The organism is Clostridia bacterium (assembly GCA_028698525.1).
Lineage (GTDB): Bacteria > Bacillota > Clostridia > JAQVDB01 > JAQVDB01 > JAQVDB01.
The window spans coordinates 1-21,204 of sequence record JAQVDB010000015.1; the positions used below are offsets into that span (position 1 = coordinate 1).

Annotated in this window: 22 protein-coding genes; 21 read left to right on the top strand and 1 reads right to left on the bottom strand. The window is 36.3% G+C overall.

The window, feature by feature from the left end; all coding sequences use genetic code 11:
• The first annotated feature begins 332 nt into the window (after positions 1 to 332).
• The 6 genes from tig (at position 333) to yihA (ending at position 8,392) form a co-directional block, all read left to right on the top strand.
• Entirely contained in the window at positions 333 to 1,661 is a 1,329-nt protein-coding gene (tig, locus tag PHP06_03335) for a trigger factor (protein ID MDD3839584.1), read from the top strand.
• 3 nt (positions 1,662 to 1,664) lie between these two features.
• Positions 1,665 to 2,249 carry an ATP-dependent Clp endopeptidase proteolytic subunit ClpP gene (clpP, locus tag PHP06_03340; protein MDD3839585.1) on the top strand — a complete coding sequence of 195 codons (585 nt, stop codon included), beginning with the start codon at positions 1,665 to 1,667 and terminating at the stop codon, positions 2,247 to 2,249.
• 23 nt (positions 2,250 to 2,272) lie between these two features.
• Positions 2,273 to 3,544, top strand: coding sequence for an ATP-dependent Clp protease ATP-binding subunit ClpX (gene clpX / locus PHP06_03345; protein ID MDD3839586.1), 1,272 nt, complete (start codon positions 2,273 to 2,275; stop codon positions 3,542 to 3,544).
• 124 nt (positions 3,545 to 3,668) lie between these two features.
• On the top strand, positions 3,669 to 5,345 hold the full coding sequence (lonB, locus tag PHP06_03350; GenBank protein MDD3839587.1) for an ATP-dependent protease LonB: 1,677 nt from the start codon (positions 3,669 to 3,671) through the stop codon (positions 5,343 to 5,345).
• 117 nt (positions 5,346 to 5,462) lie between these two features.
• A complete protein-coding gene (gene lon / locus PHP06_03355; protein MDD3839588.1) occupies positions 5,463 to 7,817 on the top strand; it encodes an endopeptidase La in 2,355 nt (784 codons plus the stop codon).
• Positions 7,817 to 8,392 (top strand): ribosome biogenesis GTP-binding protein YihA/YsxC, encoded by a 576-nt coding sequence (gene yihA, locus PHP06_03360; GenBank protein ID MDD3839589.1) that lies wholly within the window; start codon positions 7,817 to 7,819, stop codon positions 8,390 to 8,392. The genes lon and yihA overlap by 1 nt, the downstream gene beginning before the upstream one ends.
• Here yihA and PHP06_03365 read toward each other — a convergent pair whose 3' ends face one another.
• Positions 8,393 to 9,301 carry a DMT family transporter gene (locus PHP06_03365; protein MDD3839590.1) on the bottom strand — a complete coding sequence of 303 codons (909 nt, stop codon included), beginning with the start codon at positions 9,299 to 9,301 and terminating at the stop codon, positions 8,393 to 8,395.
• Between the two features lie 225 nt (positions 9,302 to 9,526).
• On the opposite strand from PHP06_03365, the gene PHP06_03370 reads away from it, so the two are divergent.
• The 15 genes from PHP06_03370 to PHP06_03440 all read left to right on the top strand — a co-directional run bounded on the left by PHP06_03370 (position 9,527) and on the right by PHP06_03440 (position 20,962).
• The gene (locus tag PHP06_03370) at positions 9,527 to 10,153 is read left to right on the top strand and encodes a histidine phosphatase family protein (GenBank protein ID MDD3839591.1); all 627 of its coding nucleotides are present in this window, start codon (positions 9,527 to 9,529) and stop codon (positions 10,151 to 10,153) included.
• Positions 10,150 to 10,818, top strand: coding sequence for an MgtC/SapB family protein (locus PHP06_03375; GenBank protein ID MDD3839592.1), 669 nt, complete (start codon positions 10,150 to 10,152; stop codon positions 10,816 to 10,818). Before PHP06_03370 ends, PHP06_03375 begins: the two co-directional genes overlap by 4 nt.
• A gap of 22 nt (positions 10,819 to 10,840) precedes the next feature.
• Positions 10,841 to 11,713, top strand: a complete 873-nt coding sequence (locus PHP06_03380; protein ID MDD3839593.1) for an SPOR domain-containing protein — start codon at positions 10,841 to 10,843, stop codon at positions 11,711 to 11,713.
• Positions 11,714 to 11,726: 13 nt separating this feature from the next.
• The gene (locus PHP06_03385) at positions 11,727 to 12,068 is read left to right on the top strand and encodes a DRTGG domain-containing protein (protein MDD3839594.1); all 342 of its coding nucleotides are present in this window, start codon (positions 11,727 to 11,729) and stop codon (positions 12,066 to 12,068) included.
• Between the two features lie 17 nt (positions 12,069 to 12,085).
• Positions 12,086 to 12,526, top strand: a complete 441-nt coding sequence (locus tag PHP06_03390; protein ID MDD3839595.1) for an ATP-binding protein — start codon at positions 12,086 to 12,088, stop codon at positions 12,524 to 12,526.
• Positions 12,526 to 13,851 carry a [Fe-Fe] hydrogenase large subunit C-terminal domain-containing protein gene (locus tag PHP06_03395; GenBank protein MDD3839596.1) on the top strand — a complete coding sequence of 442 codons (1,326 nt, stop codon included), beginning with the start codon at positions 12,526 to 12,528 and terminating at the stop codon, positions 13,849 to 13,851. The genes PHP06_03390 and PHP06_03395 overlap by 1 nt, the downstream gene beginning before the upstream one ends.
• Before the next feature lie 7 nt (positions 13,852 to 13,858).
• Complete coding sequence (locus PHP06_03400) at positions 13,859 to 14,200, top strand: AraC family transcriptional regulator (protein ID MDD3839597.1); 342 nt, start codon at positions 13,859 to 13,861, stop codon at positions 14,198 to 14,200.
• A 4-nt stretch (positions 14,201 to 14,204) separates the two neighbouring features.
• Complete coding sequence (locus PHP06_03405; GenBank protein MDD3839598.1) at positions 14,205 to 14,933, top strand: PHP domain-containing protein; 729 nt, start codon at positions 14,205 to 14,207, stop codon at positions 14,931 to 14,933.
• A gap of 189 nt (positions 14,934 to 15,122) precedes the next feature.
• Positions 15,123 to 15,605: an NADH-quinone oxidoreductase subunit NuoE gene (gene nuoE / locus PHP06_03410; GenBank protein ID MDD3839599.1), complete on the top strand. Its 483-nt coding sequence runs from the start codon at positions 15,123 to 15,125 to the stop codon at positions 15,603 to 15,605.
• An 8-nt stretch (positions 15,606 to 15,613) separates the two neighbouring features.
• The gene (locus PHP06_03415; GenBank protein MDD3839600.1) at positions 15,614 to 16,168 is read left to right on the top strand and encodes an ATP-binding protein; all 555 of its coding nucleotides are present in this window, start codon (positions 15,614 to 15,616) and stop codon (positions 16,166 to 16,168) included.
• Complete coding sequence (locus PHP06_03420) at positions 16,168 to 16,536, top strand: (2Fe-2S) ferredoxin domain-containing protein (GenBank protein MDD3839601.1); 369 nt, start codon at positions 16,168 to 16,170, stop codon at positions 16,534 to 16,536. Before PHP06_03415 ends, PHP06_03420 begins: the two co-directional genes overlap by 1 nt.
• 29 nt (positions 16,537 to 16,565) lie before the next feature.
• A complete protein-coding gene (nuoF, locus tag PHP06_03425; GenBank protein ID MDD3839602.1) occupies positions 16,566 to 18,359 on the top strand; it encodes an NADH-quinone oxidoreductase subunit NuoF in 1,794 nt (597 codons plus the stop codon).
• A 30-nt stretch (positions 18,360 to 18,389) separates the two neighbouring features.
• Positions 18,390 to 20,135 (top strand): NADH-dependent [FeFe] hydrogenase, group A6, encoded by a 1,746-nt coding sequence (locus tag PHP06_03430; protein ID MDD3839603.1) that lies wholly within the window; start codon positions 18,390 to 18,392, stop codon positions 20,133 to 20,135.
• 111 nt (positions 20,136 to 20,246) lie between these two features.
• A complete protein-coding gene (locus PHP06_03435; protein MDD3839604.1) occupies positions 20,247 to 20,609 on the top strand; it encodes a sulfite exporter TauE/SafE family protein in 363 nt (120 codons plus the stop codon).
• Positions 20,609 to 20,962, top strand: a complete 354-nt coding sequence (locus PHP06_03440) for a sulfite exporter TauE/SafE family protein (GenBank protein MDD3839605.1) — start codon at positions 20,609 to 20,611, stop codon at positions 20,960 to 20,962. Before PHP06_03435 ends, PHP06_03440 begins: the two co-directional genes overlap by 1 nt.
• The last annotated feature ends 242 nt before the right edge of the window (positions 20,963 to 21,204 follow it).

The following is a 21,204-nucleotide window of genomic DNA, read 5'->3' on the forward strand; positions in this document are numbered from 1 at the left end:
AAAGATAATTAGTATGCGTCGGGTGTTAGCTGTCAACATAACATGTTCCTTTCTAAATGATTACATATTATAGTTTAACATGAAAAAAATAATAACACAATCTGATAAACTCAAAGATTATTCGTGTTGAAAGCAGATAATTTATGTGTTAATATACAATAAGTATTGGGTGATATTGAGTAAAGATTGTTTAATTATAAAAATTAAAGGAATATATTAATTATAGGCTATTATATGCACATGTTAGCTATTTAAAAAATACTGTGATATAATATAGTAATTAAGTGTGTAAAGTTTACAAACAAGATGAACGTAAGGAGGAGCAATAAAAGATGAGCTCACAGTTGCAAAAATTGGAAAATAATACTGCAAAATTAGAAATAACCGTTAGTCATAAGGACTTTGCAAAAGGATTGCAAAAAGCATATTTAAAGAATAAAAAGAAATACAGTGTGCCTGGTTTTAGGAAAGGCAAAGTACCTTATAAAGTTTTAGAAAATTATTATGGGGAAGCTATTTTCTATGAAGATGCGATTAATATGGTTTGCCCAGATGCTTATCAAAAAGCTATAGAAGAACATAATATCGAGCCTGTAGATTCACCGGAAATTGATATAGAACATATAGGTGCGGGCGATGATTTTGTATTTACGGCTCAAGTCACTGTTAAACCGGATGTTGAGTTAGGAGAATATAAGGGAATAGAAGTCGAAAAAGTTGAGTATAATGTTAAGGAAGAAGATGTTGATAAGCAGCTTGAACAGATGCAAGAAAGCAATGCTAGACTGATTGCAATTGAGGATAGAGCTGTACAGGATGGAGATATTGTCACTATAGACTTTAAAGGGTCTATTGATGGAGAAGAATTTGAAGGAGGAAAGGCTGAAAATCAGCCTATAGAAATTGGAAAAGGGAATTTTATTCCAGGATTCGAAGAACAGATAGTAGGTATGGAACATGGTGAAGAAGGTACTATAAAAGTCAAGTTTCCTGAAGATTACCATGCGAAAGAGTTTGCAGGAAAAGAAGCTGAGTTTGAGATAAAAGTTAAAGAAATAAAGGAGAAGGAGCTTCCAGAACTTGATGATGAATTTGCTAAAGATGTAAGTGAATTTGATACGTTGGATGAATTAAAGAAAGATGCAAAAGAAAAATTAGAGGAAGCTGCTAAAAATAGATCCAAACAGCAAATGGAAAATGCATTGATAGAAAAAGTAGCTGCAAATGCAAATGTAGATATCCCTGAAGCGATGGTAAATAATAAGGTAGATGATATGGTAAGGGAGTTCGAGCTAACCTTGATGTATCAAGGAATGCGACTTGATGACTATCTATCGATGGTGCAGATGACTATGGAAGATTTCAAGGAAAAGTTTAGAGATGATGCTTACAATATTGTTAAAAATATGCTGGTACTTGAAAAGATAGGAAAAGCAGAAGAAATCAAAGTAAGTGATGAGGATATTGAAGAAGAATACAAAAAGTTAGCAGAACAATATAAACAGGATGTAGATAAGGTGAAACAGAGTCTATCTCCTGCCCAAAAAGAAAGTATTGAATCTTCTTTACAGGTCAGAAATATTATAGATTTTCTTTTTGATAATTGTAAGATTGTTGAGAAGAAAAAAGTAAATGAAGATGATGTTAAACAGGAGGTGTAATAAATGAATCTTGTTCCTATTGTTGTCGAGCAGACTAATCGCGGGGAGCGCTCCTATGATATTTATTCTAGGCTATTGAAAGAGAGAATAATTTTTCTAGGTAGCGCAATAGACGATAATACAGCGAGTTTGATCGTTGCTCAACTGCTATATCTTGAAGCAGAGGATCCTGATAAAGATATTCAATTATATGTAAATAGCCCAGGCGGTTCTGTTACCGCAGGAATGGCTATATATGATACAATGCAGTATATAAAGCCTGATGTTAGCACTCTTTGTATTGGTATGGCTGCATCTATGGGTGCTTTTCTCCTTGCATCCGGGGCAAAAGGCAAAAGATATGCTTTGCCTAATTCGGAGATAATGATTCATCAGCCTATGGGTGGTGCAAGAGGGCAAGCTTCGGATATTGTTATACATGCCGAACAAATTATGAAGATTAAGAAGAGGATAAATCAAATATTGAGCGAGAGAACAGGTCAGCCGCTTGAAAGAGTTGAACGTGACACTGACAGAGATTTTTTTATGTCAGCTGATTATGCTAAAGACTATGGCATAATTGATGAGGTTATACAAAACAGGAAATAATACTCTGAATAAGAGGTGGAATGATGTCTAGATACGATGATAAAAAACAGCTGAAATGTTCTTTTTGTGGCAAAACACAGGATCAGGTAAAAAGATTAGTTGCAGGTCCTGGTGTTTATATATGTGATGAATGTATTGAGCTTTGCCAGGAAATAATAGATGAGGAATTTGAGGATACTTCAGAGTTAGATCTAGAGGATATACCCAAACCTGCTGAAATCAATAAAATATTGGGTCAATATGTAATAGGTCAGGAGTCTGCCAAAAAGTCCCTTTCTGTAGCAGTGTATAACCACTACAAAAGGGTAAATTCTGATGTTAAAACAGATGATGTGGAGCTCCAGAAGAGCAACATAATTATGCTCGGGCCTACCGGCTCAGGGAAGACGTTATTAGCTCAAACCCTTGCAAAGATATTGAATGTACCTTTTGCTATTGCGGATGCTACATCTTTAACCGAGGCTGGATATGTTGGGGAGGATGTAGAAAACATATTATTAAAACTGATCCAAGCAGCAGATTATGATGTGGAAAAGGCCGAAAAAGGTATTATTTATATAGATGAGATAGACAAAATTGCAAGAAAATCTGAAAATCCTTCTATTACTAGAGATGTATCAGGGGAGGGTGTTCAGCAGGCCCTTCTCAAGATTTTAGAGGGTACTGTAGCAAGTGTACCGCCTCAAGGCGGAAGAAAACATCCCCATCAGGAGTTTATACAAATCGATACAACAAATATATTATTCATGTGTGGCGGAGCTTTTGATGGTGTCGAAGATATAATACAATCTAGGATAGGCAAGAAGTCCATGGGTTTCGGCGCCGATATACGTAAGGCTGACAAGAGGAACATAGGAGAGTTATTGAGAAAAATACTACCAGAGGATTTGCTCAAGTTTGGCTTAATACCAGAGTTTGTGGGAAGAGTCCCTGTTATAGTTACTCTGGAAGCATTAGACGAAAATGCTTTAGTGAAAATACTAAAAGAGCCGAAGAATGCTTTGGTAAAGCAATATGAGAAATTAATGAAAATGGATGGAGTGGATTTAGAGTTTGAAGATGAGGCCCTTGATTTAATAGCTAAAAAGGCTATTGAGAGAAAAACAGGAGCTAGAGGGCTTAGAGCGATATTAGAAGAGATCATGCTCAATGTGATGTATGATGTTCCATCCAGGGATGATGTGGAAAAATGCATTATCACAAAGGATACAATACTGAACAAGAGTGAGCCGATTTTGATATTGTGTGATGGTAAAAAAACTAGCAAAAAAAAGAATAAACATGAATCTGCATAAAACAGCGGTTTAACCGCTGTTTTATTATATGTATTTAATGCGATAAATAAAAATACAAAGGATAAAAAAATATAGGTTACAGATAATAATAATAGCTGAATATGAAAGGAGGATGCATAGTTTAATGTCCAATGCTTTGATGATGATCCAATTGTTCTTCGCTATTGTAATTGGATTATATTTTTTGAATTTGCTTAAAAGTCAACAAACTAACAAAGTTGCTGTGGACAAGGAGTCAAAAAAAGAGATGGAAAAGTTGAGAAGGATGCGAGAAATCTCTCTGTCTGAACCTTTGTCAGAAAAGACAAGACCTAGAGAGTTTAATGATATAATCGGTCAACAAGAAGGTATAAAGGCGTTAAAGGCAGCATTGTGCGGACCCAATCCTCAGCATGTTATAATCTATGGGCCACCCGGGGTAGGGAAGACAGCGGCAGCAAGGCTAGTTTTAGAGGAGGCCCAAAAATCATATGGCACACCTTTCAAAAAGAATGCTAAATTTATAGAGATGGATGCTACTTCTATTAGATTTGATGAAAGGAGTATAGCTGACCCGCTCATTGGGTCAGTCCACGATCCTATATATCAAGGAGCTGGTCCTCTGGGTGTAGCAGGGATACCGCAGCCTAAACCCGGAGCTGTGAGCAAAGCCCATGGAGGAGTGTTGTTTTTAGACGAGATAGGTGAACTGCATCCCATTCAGATGAATAAATTACTTAAGGTTCTTGAGGACAGAAAGGTGTTTTTGGAAAGCGCATATTATAACTCTGAAGATAGCAATATACCTAGGCATATCCATGATATATTTAACAACGGTTTGCCTGCAGATTTCAGGTTGATAGGTGCGACTACAAGAAATAGTGAAGATATTCCACCTGCTATTCGGTCAAGATGCCTTGAAATATATTTTAGAGCGTTGAGACCTGATGAGATAATAAGAATAGCGGCAAATGCAGTTAAAAAGGCGGGATTTTGTATAGAAGAATCTGCATTAAATAAGATCAGCAAGTATGCCACTAATGGCAGAGAAGCAGTAAATATAATTCAACTTGCAGGTGGTGTTGTTATAACTGAAGGGAGAGATTTTATAAGTGTTGAAGACATCGAATGGGTATTGGCCAGTGGCCAATATAGTCCAAGGCCTGATAAAAATATTAAGGATACACCTCAGGTGGGGTATGTAAATGGTCTAGCAGTATATGGGCCTAGCCTAGGGACTTTGATTGAAATAGAAGCATCTGCTATTCCGTCTATAAATGATAAAGGATGTTTGACAGTTACAGGTGTTATAGATGAGGAGGAGACAAATTCTAGAAATAAAAGCTTTAAGATGAAGAGCACTGCCAAAAGTTCTATAGACAATGTAGTGACGGTGCTGAGAAAAGTGTTTAATATTAATGCCAGAAAGTACGATATTCATCTTAATTTTCCTGGAGGAATACCTATTGATGGTCCATCGGCAGGCATTGCAATAACAGTAGCTATTTATTCGGCTATTAAAAACCTGCCAGTAGATAACACAGTGGCAATGACTGGCGAAGTATCGATAAGGGGATATGTAAAACCGATAGGGGGTATAACAGCCAAGATAGATGCAGCTATACAGGCAGGAGTAAAAAAAGCAATTATTCCAGCAGAAAATTGGCAGAATACTTTCAAGGCTCATCCTATTGAAGTTATACCTGTTGAAAGGATAGAAGATGTGATAAAACATTCTATAAAACCTGATGAAAAAGAGGAGAATATAGATAAGCCCTTGCCCAAGGCTGAGTTAATATCTGCTTCTCCAATAAAGCTATAATTCAATATATAAGGGACAGATAGGCCTATCTGTCCCTTATATATTGAATTATGCATTGGTTAAATGTATAATATATAGCGATGTCTGGGAAGAGCGGTTTTTAAAGGAGTGAAATTTATGGGACAATATGATCATGATGGAAAAAGAAAGGTATTACCTCTTTTGCCGTTAAGGGGCATAACTGTATTCCCTTATATGGTAGTGCATTTTGATGTTGGAAGAGAAAAATCCATTGCAGCTCTTGAAAAGGCAATGGTAGAGGACCAATATATTTTTTTAGTTACTCAAAAAGACGAAAAAGTAGATATGCCACACCAAGAGGACATATATAATGTAGGAACTATATCCAAGATCAAGCAACTGTTGAAATTGCCGGGAGATACGATAAGAGTTTTGGTAGAGGGAATAAGCCGAGCCGAAATAAAAAGCATAACAAAAGATGAACCGTATTTTGAAGCAGATTTAGCTGAACGAGAAGGTGTTGTAGATATAGAACAAGACCAACAGACTCTATTAGAGAAGGAAGCTCTCATGAGGAGTGTAATGGATATTTTCGAAGAATATGTGAAGCTGAACAACAGGATTTCATCGGATATAATAACATCGATAATCTCTATAGATGACCCGGGACAGCTTGCTGATATTATTGTAGCTAGTATGTTTATAAAAAACCAACATAAACAGCAAATACTTGAAGCTTTTGATCCTATGAAAAGATTGGAGATATTGTATGAGATCCTTCAGAGGGAGATAGAGATATTAAAGATAGAGGATAAAATAAATGCTAGAGTAAGAAGTCAAATAGATAAAGTGCAAAAAGAATATTATTTAAAAGAACAGCTCAAGGCTATTAGAGAAGAACTAGGGGATAAAGATGGCATAATTGAGGAAGCCGAAGAATATAAAAATAACATAAGTAAGGCTGGCTTGCCAAAAGAAGTAAAGGAAAAGGCGTTGAAAGAAACGGAAAGGCTTATTAAAATGCCTGATGGATCATCGGAGGCATCAGTTATAAGGACATATCTAGATTGGATATTAGCATTGCCTTGGAACCAAGAGACAGAAGACAATCTTGATCTTAAGAATGTGGAAAAAACATTGAATCAAGATCACTATGGGTTGCATAAAGTAAAAGAGCGGATAATTGAATATCTTGCTGTAAGGCAGCTTACAAATACAATGAAAGGCCCTATTCTATGTTTGGTAGGTCCTCCTGGGGTTGGAAAGACTTCAATAGCACGCTCTATAGCAAGATCATTGAATAGAAAGTTTGTACATATGTCTTTAGGCGGTGTAAAGGATGAAGCAGAGATAAGAGGACATAGGAGGACATATATAGGAGCTATGCCAGGCAGAATTATTCATTCTATGAGACAGGCTCATGCTAAAAATCCGGTGTTTTTATTTGATGAGATAGATAAAATGACATATGATTTCAGAGGAGATCCTGCTTCGGCTATGCTGGAAGTACTGGATCCGGAGCAAAACAATTCATTCAGGGATCATTATCTGGACCTTCCTTTTGATCTTTCAAAGGTCTTGTTTTTAACTACTGCAAATAATGTAGATACTATTCCTGCTCCGCTTCGGGATAGGATGGAAGTGATATATATAAATGGTTATACAGATGAAGAAAAGGTGCAGATTGCAAAAAGATATTTGATACCTAAACAGATAAAAGAGCATGGACTGAAAACAAAGTCCATTGCTATGTCAGATAATACAGTTAAGGACATCATCAATCTTTATACAAGAGAAGCAGGTGTCAGGAATTTGGAGAGAGAAATTGCAAAAATATGCAGAAAATCAGCTAGAAGGATAGTGGATGAAAAAGTCCAAAGCATAAGGGTCAATTCACGAAATCTTGAAAAGTATCTCGGAATCCCAAGGTATAGATATGGAAAAGTTGAAGAGAAAGATGAGATAGGTGTGGTGACAGGGCTTGCATGGACTCCGGTAGGCGGAGATACCCTTTCTATAGAGGTAAATGTCATGAAGGGTAGCGGTAAACTTGAACTTACAGGACAGCTAGGCGATGTTATGAAAGAGTCTGCAAAGGCTGCTCTTACTTATATAAGGTCTAAATCTGAGGATTTGAATATTAAAGATGATTTTTATAAAGAGCGGGATATACATATACACGTACCTGAAGGTGCAATACCCAAGGATGGACCTTCAGCCGGGATTACCATGGCTACTGCCATTGTATCAGCATTAACTGACATACCTGTAAAAAAAGATGTTGCCATGACAGGGGAGATAACTTTAAGGGGGAGAATACTGCCTATAGGTGGACTAAAAGAAAAAGTTCTTGCAGCCTACAGAGCAGGAATCAAAGTGATTATAATCCCTGAACAAAATAAAAGGCATCTTAAAGATATAGATCAAAATGTAAAAAGAAACGTTAATTTTATAACTGCAAGTTCCATGGATGAAGTTTTAGAGCATGCACTTAACAGAGGTGTTAAATAATGACGATAGATCAAATAGAGCTTGCCTGTGTAACAGTAGACAGAGAGGGATATCCTAAGGATAATTTGCCGGAAATAGCCCTTGTGGGCAGGTCTAATGTTGGAAAATCCTCATTTATAAATTGTATCGCTGACAAGAAAAATTATGCTAGAACCAGTTCTCAACCGGGCAAAACAAGGACGATAAATTTTTATAGATGCAACAATAGATTTTATATTGTAGACCTTCCAGGGTATGGATTTGCGAAAGCACCTAAAAGTATAAAGGACAAATGGGCAACAATGATAGAGGAGTATTTAAACACAAGAAAACAATTAATACATATAATTCAATTGCTTGATATAAGGCATACGCCTACCACTGAAGATGTGATGATGAGCGAATGGCTAGAACACTATAACTTTTCTAAAACAGTAGTTGTAACAAAGGCAGACAAGATTTCAAAAGGCAGGAGAAAGGGCAATGTCGATAAGATAAAAGACAGACTTTCGATAACAAACCGAAATTTAATTATTTTTTCTGCAAAGGATGGTACTGGTAAAAATGATATATTGAAGTTGTTGAATAGTATATAATCAAGAGGGATGACTAGAGGGGTCATCCCTCTTGATTATATATCTCATATTGTTGATGTGTTTAAAATCAACTTCTGAAATAATCATTCCAATCAAAATGAGAATACATCCAATCAGAGTTTTAAGAGTAAATGTTTCATCGGCAATAAGATATGCGAAAACAGCTCCGAATACAGGTTCCAGGGAGAATATAAGCGCTGTATGGGTAGGAGTTGTATATCTTTGCATCATATTCTGTATTACCAGCGCATAGGCAGTTGCGAATATCCCGGTAATAACCAATGCTGTGATTGTATTGATGGTAAACTTAATATTTACATCTTCAAAGACAAACGCGAATATGGTGCTCAAGGTGGCTATAACACCTATCTGCATTATAGCTAGACTTATAGAGTCTACCGATACTGTATATTTATCTATTAATAATATAGATGCCGCAAAACAAAAGGCACAAATAAGGGTATACATATCACCTTTATTAATGCTGTATTCTGCATTTAATGTTATTAACATCAAGCCAGAGAGGGCAAACAAAACGCCTAATATAGAATTAAATTTTGGTTTTTCCTTGACTAAAACGGAAGACATGATAGGCACTAAAACCACTGTAAGGCCTGTTATAAAACCTGCTTTAGAGGCAGTTGTGTATTTTAGACCTAAAGTCTGAAAAACATAACCTAAAAATGTAACCATGCCGACTATTGCGCTATATAAAAAGGTTCGTATGTTTATTTTTAATAATCTTTTAAAAAAAATCAGACTCAACACTAAAAATGCTAAAATAAATCTAGAAGCAAGAAAAGTATAAACAGGTATTTCGGAAATAGCCTGCTGAACTAGTATAAATGTTGAACCCCAAAAAAAAGCTACTGTAACGAGCAGTAAGTCCGCCTTCAGCTGTCTATTCAATAAAAAACACCTTCTTTTGACAAAATTTTATATATCTATGATATACGAAACAAGTCAAAAGTCAATATTACGATCATATATTTATGAGCAGTTCATTCACCTTCTATATGCAAGTTCCCGTTTGGTGATAAATAGCATGACATTAAGTAACATTAAACTCACATCCTTATGTCTATATATGGTATAATAAATAAATAATTATCATAATAATCTAGGAGGGCGAGCATGGCAAAAGTTTATCTAGTAAGGCATGGTGAGACCCGCTGGAATACCGGGTTTAAAGTACAAGGGCATACAGATGTTGAACTTACAGATAGGGGAAGGGTACAGAGCATGCTGCTTGCTGAAAGATTATTATATGAAGGAATACAACACATATATTCTAGTGATCTATCAAGGGCGTATCAAACTGCTGAATATGTGGCAGAAAAGCTGGGTAAAAAAACAAATAAATTAAAAGGGCTGAGAGAAGTTGATTTTGGCATATGGGAAGGATTAAGTCTTGAACACATAAAAGAGAAATACCCCAAGGAGTACAATGAATGGAAGGAACATCCCGATAAGGCAGTGATACCAGGAGAAAGAAACTTATATAATGTCCAGAAACGTATCATGGGTTGTATAGTATCACTGGTAGAAAGACATGAGGATGAGAATATATTGATTGTTTCTCATGGTACTGTTTTAAAAACGGCAATATTAGGATTTATGAATATTGACATGAGTTTATTTAATAGGATGTGGCTAGGGAATGCTTCTATAAGTATTCTTGATTTTAAAAAGGATAAAGTTGTACTGAGTCTTCTCAATGACGGATGTCATTTGAGGGAAAGAAAGGGTTATAAGATATGAATTATATGGAATATTTACAGCCTATTTTAAGATTATTGTTAGCATGTATTCTAGGTGGATTGATAGGCATTGAACGAGAAAGCGCTAATAGACCGGCAGGTTTTAGAACACATATTTTAGTATGTGTAGGTTCTGCTTTGGTTATGATAACTTCCGAATATTTGTTTTTTGAATATAAAAATTTGACTAATATAGATCCTGCAAGGCTTGGAGCCCAGGTAATAAGCGGGATAGGTTTTTTAGGTGCAGGTACCATAATACGAGAGGGAGACACAGTGCGTGGACTTACGACAGCAGCAAGTTTATGGGCTGTTGCCTGTATAGGGCTTGCGGTAGGTACCGGTTTTTATTTAGGAGGAATTGGTGCAGCGATTATTGTGTATTTGGTTTTAGTATTGTTAAAAAAATTAGAAAGTGCTGTCCTGTTGAGTTCTGCTTATTATAATTTAGTATTACAAATAGAAGATAGACCGGGACAAATAGGTAAGATAGGTGAGGTTATGGGAAGCCTTGAAGTAGGAATAGAGGATATAAAACTTATAAAGGCGGAAGAGAACATGATAAGGGTAGGTTTTTTAATCAAGCTTCCATCAGGTTGCAGCAAATTGGAACTGATGGACGAGCTCATGAAGATTGATGGGGTGAACTCTGTAGATACTGAATAACTGGTTCAGGGGGATAAAGATTGTGAGAGTAACAAGAATGAAAATTAAGATGAGGAGAGGAAGGAAAGAGCGTAGTATCTTGTTTTTTATAATATTGTTTTTTTTAGCTACAGCTGCTCTAGGAGTAGCAATTGGGAAGTGGATAATTATTCCGTATATATTTGGTGTTTCTGATGATGTGCTGGAAACAGAAAAAACTCCTAGAAAAGGAGAGATGCAAGATAGCGCCAATAATCCATCTAAAAAGTTAGATAAGAAGGACTTTGTTGTTCCCAGCATAACTTTTTACAAAATTCAGATAGGGGCGTTTAAGGAATTTAAGAATGCCCAGGAGATGGCTTTGCAAATGCAGAGTTTAGGATATATATCCAAAATAATTGAAGAAGATTATTATAGGGTTATATCATCTGCATATACCGATAACAAAAAAGCTGATGCTGAAAGAGAAATATTGAAAAAAAACGGGTTGGATTGCAACATTAAGCGATGGGATTCTCCCGATATAGAAATAACATATACAGAAAATTTTCATGATTATATAATTTCACTAGATAAATGTATCAACTTATTTATTCAATGTATCCAAGAAGAAAGCGATATATTATATAAAATGAAACATTCTGGGGTTAGCACTTTAGAATTAAATAAAGAAATCGATAACATAGGGAAAAAATTAAATCAATTGAATAATATTCTTGAGAACAAGGAGTATCCTGCAAAGCTTGAGCAGGTTTTCGGTGGAATAGAGAGTATAAAAAACGAATATATCGATCATCTAACTGAGTGCAAAAAACACCTAAACAGTGATAAGATCGATAGTGTATTAAATGATGGTTATATGGATATTGTTGCTTGTACTGAAGAGTTTTATTATAAAATAAGCAATTTAAAATAATGGGGGTTCTGGAGTGAAGATAAGTGAAATAAAAGAGATTCTTGATGCACAAGTGATATTTGGCGAACATCTATTGGATAATTCAGTAAACTGTGCTTGTGGTGCAGATTTGATGAGTGATGTTCTTGCGTTTGTCAAAGACAAGCTGGTTCTTTTGACAGGCCTTACAAATCCTCAAGTAATACGAACCGCCGAAATGGTAGATGTTTGTGTGATAGCATTTGTCAGAGGTAAGATGCCTGATAAAGAAACTATTAAGTTAGCAGCAGAAAATAATATATGTCTCCTTAAAACTGATTTAACGCTATTTGAAGCCTGTGGAAAACTTTATAAAAAGGGATTAAAAGGGAAATAAATTAGAGGTGTTTAGATATGAATGAGAATATCTTTAAATTAGGTTTTGATATAAAAGGAGGAGACTTTTCAGCTGCTGGAGAGGCATCTAGCAAGACTAAAAAGACGTTAAAGCAACTGGGAATTGATTCTCATATAATAAGAAGGGTAGCTATTGCAACATATGAGACCGAAATGAATATAGTGATTCATGCGGATGAAGGACGAATGGAGATAGATGTTACACCGGAAAGGATAATCATCTATGCAAATGATAGAGGTCCTGGAATAGAAAGTATTGAACTCGCAATGAAGGAAGGTTATTCTACAGCTCCGGATAATATAAGAGAGTTGGGCTTTGGCGCAGGTATGGGGCTTCCCAACATGAAAAAATGTTCTGATAGTTTTGACATAAAAACAAAAGTAGGAGAGGGTACTAAAATAAAGATGGTTATAAATTTAAATAGGGGAGATAATTGATGGGGGAATATTTTCACTCAGTAACTTTAAATAAGGATAAATGCAAAGGTTGCACTAATTGCATAAAAAGATGCCCTACTGAAGCAATCAGAGTGAGAGACGGAAAAGCTAGGATTATAAATGAAAGGTGTATTGACTGTGGGGAGTGTATTAGGATATGTCCTTACCATGCAAAGCAGGCGATAACAGATCCGTTGAATATAATAGAAAAGTACAAATACAGCATAGCTCTTCCTGCACCTACTTTATATGGTCAATTTAAAAATTTTTATGATGTACAGGCTATCCTAAATGGACTTCTTCAACTAGGCTTTAACGAGGTATATGAAGTAGCCAGGGGAGCAGATATTATAAGTTCGTATATAAATAGAAAGATAAAACAGAAAAAATATAAAAAACCCATAATATCATCAGCTTGTCCGGCTATTTTGAGGCTTATCCAGGTACGATTTCCTGAACTTATCCAAAATGTGATAGATGTTGATTCTCCAATGGAAACAGCGGCTAAAATGGCTAAAAAAGAGGCTATAAAAAAATTTGCATTATCAGAAAATGATATTGGAGCTTTTTTTATAACACCCTGTGCTGCTAAAATGACCAGCATAAAAAATCCTATAGGCAATAAAAAGTCATATGTAGATGGAGCTATTTCTATACAGGATATATATGGGCCTTTGAACAATGTAATTAGCAACTATAAATCAACAGGGCACAACAAATCGGACAGAGGGATACAAAAGGCTTCAGGGTATGGGGTAGGATGGGCAATATCTGGCGGAGAGGGACACGCTGTTGAAACAGAAAATTTTTTATCAGTAGACGGGATACAAAACGTAATAAAAGTTCTAGAGGAAATAGAGAACAACAAGCTCAATGACCTTGATTTTTTTGAAGGGTTAGCTTGTCCTGGCGGATGTGTAGGAGGTCCATTGACTGTTGAGAATGGGTTTGTTGCAAAGAACAGAGTGAGAAGGCTGGCGGAAAAGGTTCCTAAAGAGTTGCTGGAAGACAGAGAGCTAGATCGGATATTGAAAACCATCAACGTAGATTTAAAAGAACCTATAACGGCTAAATCCGTTATGAAATTGGATGAGGATATTGTTGAGGCCATAAAGAAGATGGAGAGGTTAGAGCAGATATGCGATAGTTTACCTGGATTAGACTGTGGTTCTTGCGGTGCGCCGAGCTGCAGAACTCTTGCAGAGGATATTGTAAGAGGAAATGCATCGGAATTTGATTGTATTTTTAAGCTTCGTGAAAAGGTAAAAGAATTGGCTACACAGATGGTTGATATTTCAGACAAATTTCCACCTAGAAAGGGGTGAAAAGTTTATGAAGGTATGCGATATGATAGAAAAATTAAAATTAAATGTCGTAGCAGGTAACAAATATCTCGATAAGGAGATAACGGGCGGCTATTGTTGTGATTTATTGAGTTGGGTTATGTCTCATGCTAAACAAGGGTTTGTATGGATAACTGTGCAGGTGCATCCCAATATAATTGCAGTTGCTACTCTCTTAAATATCAGCTGTATTATAGTTCCTGAGGGGATAAAGATTGAGAATGAAACTATAGAAAAAGCTGAACAAGAGGAAATTCCGTTATTGTCCTCTAGCTTATCTGGATATGAGATAGCTGGGAAATTGTATGGTTTTGGGATAAAAGAGGGCTAGGGCTATGAAGATTGCCGTTGATTTGCATATTCACTCTGCATTGTCTCCATGTGGAGACGATGATATGACTCCCAACAACATTGTAAATATGTGTAAGCTAAAGAAACTAGACGCAATTGCATTGACTGATCATAATTCGTCATTAAACGTAGAAGCAGTTAAACGCTTGGGAGATAAAAATGATTTATGTGTAATACCGGGAATGGAAGTGCAGACAAAGGAAGAGGTACATTTGATATGTCTTTTCCCGGATATGCAATCTATAAATGAGTTTCAAGTGATAATTGATCGGAATCTGCCTGATATTGAAAACAAGGAGAATATATTTGGGAGGCAGCTTTTGTTCGATGAGCAAGATAACATTATAGCAAGCTATAAAAAGCTCCTTTTAACGTCCACTGTTCTTACAATTGGGGAGGTATATGAATATGTCTATAGATTAGGCGGGGTTACCATTCCAGCACATATAGATAGATATGGATTTAGTTTGTTGACTAATCTTGGGTTTATCCCTGAAAGTCCTGAATTTACTACTCTAGAGTTGTCCAAGAATGTTGATTTTTTAACATTTAAAAAACAAAATCCTTTTATTAAAAAATATAGGACAATAATATCTTCTGATGCCCATTATTTATGGGATATATTGGAACGTCAAACGATTATTGATGTTTATAAAAATAAGCCGGTTGATATAATAAATTTGTTAAAAAGCAACAAAAACCTAAACATATAGAAGAGTTTTTTATGATTGTTTAAAAATTGATTATACACAGGTTTGGAGGGCCCTAACTAAATTATAATAAATTTAGTGAATTTTTTTTTGTTTTATGGTAGAATGATATTTGGGCAAATCATTGATAAAAAATTATCAATCAAGAAATCTATTAAAATTTTTAATTATTATTTGTGGGAGGGGATTATTTTGGCTCAGTGTATCAACGAGGAGAACCAGGATAAGTTTAAAAAGTTAAAAAAAGTAATTGATCAGCATAAAGGAAAAAATGGAGATTTGATGCCTATTATGCACGAAGCACAGCACATCTTTGGTTATCTTCCCTTTGAAGTTCAAAACTATATTGCAGAGGAATTGAATATTCCGTTAACTGACGTATACGGTGTAGCAACTTTTTATGCCCAATTTACTCTTCAGCCTAAAGGCAAATACCAGATTGGAATTTGTCTTGGTACCGCTTGCTATGTAAGAGGTGCGCAGAAGGTCGTGGAGAGAGTTGAAAGCGAATTAGGTATTAAAGTTGGACAAACGACAGAGGATGGCAAATTTACCCTTGATGCTACAAGGTGTTTGGGAGCTTGCGGACTCGCCCCTGTTATGATGATAAATGATGACGTACACGGCAGATTGGTACCAGACGATATTCCTAAAATTTTAAAGCAATATCAATAAAGATTCTTATGAGAGAAATATCTTTACACATATTGGACATAGTACAAAATTCAATAAAGGCCGGAGCAGACCTTATAAAAATATCTATCCGTGAGGATATCAAGGATAATATTATGGTGATTGATGTAGTAGATAATGGTAAAGGAATTCCCGAGGAAATGTTGGGTAGGGTGACCGATCCCTTTGTTACCATGCGGAGTACCAGAAAAGTAGGGATGGGTTTACCTTTGTTAAAAGCTGCTGCGGAAAGATGTGACGGAAGTCTTGAAGTGAAAAGCGAGTTGGATAAGGGTACAGCTGTGAGGGCTGTATTTGTCCATGACCATATAGATAGGGCGCCTTTAGGCGATGTCACAGGCACCATTGTTTCGCTCATAATGACTAACCCCGATATTGATTTCGAATATATTCATTATTACAATCAAGAACAGTTTCAATTCGATACCAGAAGTGTAAGAGAAGTATTGGGGGATGATGTGCCTATATCGGATATTGAAGTCATACAGTGGATAAAAGGTTATATAGATGAAGGAATATCTAAAATGTATGGAGGTGTAATTTAATGAAATCGATAAAAGAATTGGAAGAGATAAGAAATAGAACTCTTGAAAAGGTTAATTTGAGAAAAGATAGACAAACTGGCATTAGGGTTGTTGTAGGGATGGCTACTTGTGGAATAGCAGCAGGTGCAAGACCTGTATTACACGCATTCATGGAAGAGATAAGCAAAAGAAAGCTTCAGGATGTTATAGTAACCCAGACAGGATGTATAGGCGTGTGCAGGTTGGAGCCTATTGTAGAGGTGTTTGTTCCGGGAGAAGAAAAGGTGACATATGTGGAGATGACACCTGAAAAAGTTGCAAGGGTGGTAGCAGAGCATATCGTTAATGGAAGAGTTGTGAAGGAATTTACCATAGGAAGTTATGAATAAAGAAAAATGTCAGTAGAGGAGGTAATACAATGGAGTTGTATCGATCACATGTATTGATTTGTGGCGGAACCGGATGTACTTCTTCAGGTTCTGATAAGGTCGCTGATAAATTTGATAGTGAACTAAAAAAACATGATTTGGATAAAGAAGTGAAAGTTGTAAGGACAGGGTGCTTTGGATTATGTGAAGTGGGTCCTATTGTAGTTGTTTATCCGGAAGGGGCCTTTTATAGTAGAATCACTGAAGAAGATGTAAAATTAATAGTAGAAGAGCACCTAATGAAAGGCAGAATAGTTAAAGATTTATTGTATGATGACAGTGTGAAAGACGATATAATAAAATCACTTTCAGAAGTAGAGTTTTATAAAAAACAGATGAGGGTTGCTCTTAAAGGGTGCGGGTTAATAGATCCTGAAGATATCGATGAATATATAGCGATTGACGGATATAGAGCGCTTGCCAAGGCAGTGACCGAGATGACACCTGAACAAGTTATAGATACTTTAAAAGAATCCGGATTGAGAGGTCGTGGTGGTGCCGGGTTCCCTACAGGGCTTAAGTGGTCATTTGCAGCAAAAGCTGAAGGTGATGAAAAATATGTAATATGTAATGCCGACGAAGGTGACCCAGGTGCTTTTATGGACAGAAGTATATTAGAGGGAGATCCTCATGCTATTATAGAAGCGATGACTATTGCCGGATATTGTATAGATGCAAGCCAAGGTTTTATTTATGTAAGGGCTGAGTATCCGATTGCAGTTAAAAGGTTGAACATTGCAATAAATCAGGCAAAGGAATATGGTCTACTTGGCAAGAATATATTTGATTCAGGTTTTGATTTTGATTTGGAAGTTAGATTGGGTGCCGGTGCATTTGTTTGCGGAGAAGAGACGGCATTGATATCATCTATAGAAGGTAAGAGGGGAGAACCAACGCCTAAACCTCCTTTCCCAGCCAATGAAGGTGTGTTTGGTAAGCCTACATTGATTAACAATGTTGAAACATTTGCAAATATACCTCAAATATTGCTTAACGGACCTGAATGGTTTACCAAGATAGGTACTGAAAAGAGCAAGGGAACTAAGGTATTTGCTCTTGGGGGAAAGATAAACAACACAGGATTGGTAGAAGTACCTATGGGAACTACTTTAAGAGAAATCGTGTATGAAGTAGGTGGAGGGATACCTAACGGTAAGAAGTTTAAGGCGGCACAGACCGGCGGACCATCAGGAGGATGTATACCGGCTTCTAATCTGGATGTTCCTATCGATTATGAATCTCTAGCTCAAGTTGGTTCCATGATGGGTTCAGGTGGACTTATCATAATGGATGAAGATAACTGTATGGTTGACATAGCAAAGTTCTTTTTGCAATTTACCGTTGATGAATCCTGTGGGAAATGCCCTCCCTGCAGAATAGGTACAAAGAGGATGCTAGAAATATTGGAAAAGATTACTAGTGGCAATGGGACTATGGAAGATATAGATAATTTGGAAATATTGGCTAATAATATTAAGCAATCAGCACTATGCGGTTTAGGTCAGACGGCACCGAACCCTGTATTGAGCACATTGACATATTTTAGAGATGAATATATTGCTCATGTAAAGGATAAGAAATGTCCTGCAGGCGTTTGCACAAATCTGCTAAGCTATGAAATAATCGAAGATAAGTGTAGAGGGTGTGGCCTATGCGCAAGGAGCTGTCCTGTAACAGCTATTTCGGGTGAAAAGAAAAAGCCATATAAGATCGATCAAGACAAATGTATCAAATGTGGGGCATGTATGGAGAAATGTCCTTTTGGTGCAATAATTAGAAAGTAAGTTGTTCAAAAAGAGTAAGGAGTGTGAAAGATGGAAAAAGTAACCTTGACTATAGATGGGCAAAAAGTTGAAGTCCCAAAGGGTTCCACTGTGTTGGAAGCGGCAAAGAGTATCGGTATTGATATCCCGACATTGTGTTATTTAAAGGGTGTAAACGAGATAGGCGCATGTAGAATGTGTGTTGTTGAAGTGAAAGGTGCTAGAACATTACAGACATCTTGTGTATTAAAAGCTACTGATGGAATGGAAGTACAGACCAATTCTCCAAAGGTGAGAGAATCAAGAAAAGTCACATTGGAATTGATACTTTCAAATCACGACAGAAGTTGTTTGAGTTGTGACAGAAATTTAAACTGTGAACTTCAAAAGTTATCAGATGAGTTGAACGTTAAAGAAATAAGATTCCAAGGTGAATCTATGAATAGACCTATAGATGAATTTTCACCGTCTATAGTGAGAGATCCTAATAAATGTATATTGTGTAGGAGATGTATAAGTACTTGCAGGGATGTTCAAGGTATTGGTGTAATAGGTGCTACAGAAAGAGGTTTCAATACTATTGTAGAGCCTGTATTTAAAAAGAGTATCGGTGATGTACCATGTATTAATTGTGGTCAGTGCATAGAGGCGTGTCCTGTAGGTGCTTTGAGAGAAAAAGACGATACTGACCTAGTTTGGGATGCATTGGCTGATGAAAACAAGCATGTTGTGGTTCAGACAGCTCCTGCCGTACGAGTTGCTTTAGGGGAAGAGTTTGGCATGCCCATAGGTACAAATGTAAAAGGGAAGATGGTGTCTGCTTTGAGGAGGCTAGGTTTTGACCGAGTTGTAGATACCAACTTTGCAGCTGACCTGACTATTTTAGAAGAAGGTACAGAGCTGATCAATAGGATTAAAAGTGGTGGGAAGTTGCCTATGATCACATCGTGTAGCCCTGGATGGATAAAGTATTGTGAGCATTATTTTGCGGATTTTCTGGATAACTTATCATCCTGTAAATCTCCACATGAGATGATGGGAGCTGTATTGAAATCTTATTATGCGGAAAAACAAGGAATAGATCCTGAAAATATTTTTGTCGTTTCTATAATGCCTTGCACCGCTAAAAAGTTTGAGGCTAAAAGACCAGAGTTGAGTGGAACAGGTTATCCGGATGTGGATGTTGTTCTTACTACAAGAGAGTTGGCTAAGATGATAAAAGAAGCAAGGATGGATTTTGGTAAATTGCCTGATGAAGATTTTGATCATCCATTAGGAGCCTCAACTGGAGCAGCTGTTATCTTCGGTGCTACAGGTGGTGTTATGGAGGCGGCATTGAGAACGGTGTGTGAAGTATTGACAGGTGAAGAGCTCAAGGATATTGCTTTTGAAGATGTTAGGGGTTTAAAAGGGGTTAAGGAAGCAACTGTTAAAATTGGAGATTTAGATGTAAATGTAGCTGTTGCTCATGGAACTAAAAATGCTAAAGAATTACTGGAGAAAGTAAGATCCGGAGAAAAAGATTATCATTTCATAGAAGTCATGGGATGTCCTGGCGGATGCGTAAATGGTGGAGGGCAGCCTATAGTAAATGCTAAGATAAAGATGGATATTGATCCTGCTAAGGTTAGGGCAAAGGCTATATATGAAGAAGATGAAAATCTTCCTATCAGAAAATCCCATGAAAATCCAGAAATTAAAAAGATATATGATGAGTACTTTGGTGAGCCTAACAGCCATAAAGCTCATGAATTACTTCATACTAAATACCAAAAGAGGGAAAAATATATCATATAGCAAATAAAGAGGTGTCTCTGGCACCTCTTTATTATGTATAATCTTTATATCATGACAAACAATATATTTGTTACTGATTAAATAAATTACTTACGAATATAAAGGAGCTATATGAAAACGAGAGCGTATTATATAAAGATTATACTTATAGGGTTCATATCAGGGATATGCAATGGGGTTTTTGGCGCGGGAGGAGGCATGATATTAGTGCCTGGAATGACTTCTATGCTGAAAATAGAGGATCACAATGCACATGCAACAGCTGTGTCGGTGATATTACCCCTAGCCTGTGCCAGTTCTTATATATATTTGAGCAACGGAATAGTTGATTATAAATTATTGACATATATCGTATCCGGAGGTATGCTGGGGAGTTTTTTAGGAGCTAGGTTGATGAATAAATTGCCTGCTAAATATTTAAGAAAAATTTTTTCTGTTTTTATGTTTATAGCGGCCATAAGGATGATATTCTAATGGCTTTATTTATAATAGGTCTTGTTAGTGGTATAATTGCCGCTATGGGTATAGGGGGCGGGACAATATTAATACCTGCCCTTATATTTATTGTTGGTGTTGAACAGCATACTGCACAGGGGATTAATCTTATTTCGTTTATACCGGTTGCCATTATTGCTGTATTGATTCATATAAAAAATGGTAATGTTTTGATTAAATTATCTTTTTTTTTGATGATATTTGGTATATTAGGGGCCTTGATTGGTTCAAAGATAGCTATTCACTTAAGTTCTAATGTTCTTAGGAAAATATTCGGCATTTTTTTACTTGTAATTAGTATTTATGAGTTCAAATACCATAAAAATACATAAAATAATCATAAAAAAACATGTTATAATATCTTATTAGGGGTAATTTTAAAGCTGTATAGATAATGTGTTGTTAAGCAAAGGTTGAGTTGAAACATGGACAGGAATTTATACGGGATGCCCATGAATATTCAGCTAAAACACTTGACGAATGGAATGTAGGAAATGCCAGTTTGGTTTTCCCCGAAGTTCATCTATACATGATTTAATTTTGCATAATCAATATGATAAATTATGTGCATATT

Coding starts and splice junctions, on each gene's coding strand:
- PHP06_03400 (MDD3839597.1), top strand. CDS start 13,859: ATGAAGGTATGCGATATGATAGAAAAATTAAAATTAAATGTCGTAGCA.
- lon (MDD3839588.1), top strand. CDS start 5,463: ATGGGACAATATGATCATGATGGAAAAAGAAAGGTATTACCTCTTTTG.
- PHP06_03440 (MDD3839605.1), top strand. CDS start 20,609: ATGGCTTTATTTATAATAGGTCTTGTTAGTGGTATAATTGCCGCTATG.
- PHP06_03415 (MDD3839600.1), top strand. CDS start 15,614: ATGAGAGAAATATCTTTACACATATTGGACATAGTACAAAATTCAATA.
- PHP06_03370 (MDD3839591.1), top strand. CDS start 9,527: ATGGCAAAAGTTTATCTAGTAAGGCATGGTGAGACCCGCTGGAATACC.
- PHP06_03375 (MDD3839592.1), top strand. CDS start 10,150: ATGAATTATATGGAATATTTACAGCCTATTTTAAGATTATTGTTAGCA.
- PHP06_03405 (MDD3839598.1), top strand. CDS start 14,205: ATGAAGATTGCCGTTGATTTGCATATTCACTCTGCATTGTCTCCATGT.
- clpP (MDD3839585.1), top strand. CDS start 1,665: ATGAATCTTGTTCCTATTGTTGTCGAGCAGACTAATCGCGGGGAGCGC.
- PHP06_03420 (MDD3839601.1), top strand. CDS start 16,168: ATGAAATCGATAAAAGAATTGGAAGAGATAAGAAATAGAACTCTTGAA.
- lonB (MDD3839587.1), top strand. CDS start 3,669: ATGTCCAATGCTTTGATGATGATCCAATTGTTCTTCGCTATTGTAATT.
- tig (MDD3839584.1), top strand. CDS start 333: ATGAGCTCACAGTTGCAAAAATTGGAAAATAATACTGCAAAATTAGAA.
- PHP06_03435 (MDD3839604.1), top strand. CDS start 20,247: ATGAAAACGAGAGCGTATTATATAAAGATTATACTTATAGGGTTCATA.
- PHP06_03430 (MDD3839603.1), top strand. CDS start 18,390: ATGGAAAAAGTAACCTTGACTATAGATGGGCAAAAAGTTGAAGTCCCA.
- PHP06_03390 (MDD3839595.1), top strand. CDS start 12,086: ATGAATGAGAATATCTTTAAATTAGGTTTTGATATAAAAGGAGGAGAC.
- yihA (MDD3839589.1), top strand. CDS start 7,817: ATGACGATAGATCAAATAGAGCTTGCCTGTGTAACAGTAGACAGAGAG.
- nuoF (MDD3839602.1), top strand. CDS start 16,566: ATGGAGTTGTATCGATCACATGTATTGATTTGTGGCGGAACCGGATGT.
- PHP06_03395 (MDD3839596.1), top strand. CDS start 12,526: ATGGGGGAATATTTTCACTCAGTAACTTTAAATAAGGATAAATGCAAA.
- clpX (MDD3839586.1), top strand. CDS start 2,273: ATGTCTAGATACGATGATAAAAAACAGCTGAAATGTTCTTTTTGTGGC.